Source organism: Oleiphilus sp. HI0125 (assembly GCF_001635355.1).
In genome coordinates this window covers 1-702 of the sequence record NZ_LWGF01000103.1, presented here as the reverse complement: position 1 = coordinate 702, position 702 = coordinate 1, and the positions used below count along the sequence as shown (strand labels likewise).

Sequence of the window (702 nt, the reverse complement as noted above, 5' to 3'; positions counted from 1 at the left end):
CTTGGGCAATGACCTGCAGAACAGTACCAAGACTGCAATAGACTACGTGCATCAAACGCTTAGCAATTCCAGAAACTATTTACACGATTCGTGTAAGAACGAACTCAGAAACTTACCGATGAATCACACAATAAAATTATAAACCTGCGTACAATTCGCCAAAACAATTCAAAGTTAAACAAACATGATCATCTCACGCCTACTTCCCGTTCTTATCGCACTACTAATTGGAGCTTGTGCGTCTCAACCAGAGAATGACTACCAAAGCATTGAAACATCACAAGTCGAGCAAGATAACCCGAGGGCAATGTATGAACGGACAGCGGAATTGTTTGCTCGACCAGAGAACCTAGGTTTGGAGTTCTATTCTCCAACATACTATTCCTCAGCAACACGAGCTTTAAAAGATGCTGAGCGATCTCTGAACAATCCTAGAGACAAACAACCGTCAGTTGCACAAGCAACTATCGCTGCTAGAAAACTTTTAGAAAAAGCACAATTCACCAGAGCTGCGGTCGAAAGAAATCTGAAAGACTTCGTAAAGCATCGAAACTTACTGGTTGAGTTAGAGGCATCAAAATGGCAACCCGAAGACTGGAAAGACCTACAAAAAGAAATGAAAGAGCTAGTGCTTCTGATTGAGGATGATCGAATTAAGAAAGCTCTGAAGCTTGAACCAAGTGTTCGCAAAAGCATGTATGA

General features: G+C 41.6%; 1 protein-coding gene. It reads left to right on the top strand.

Annotated elements, in window-relative coordinates; genetic code table 11:
- Nucleotides 1-184 precede the first annotated feature (184 nt).
- Nucleotides 185-702 (top strand): hypothetical protein (locus A3762_RS01650; RefSeq protein ID WP_156493123.1); only part of this gene is annotated, 518 nt, incomplete at its 3' end.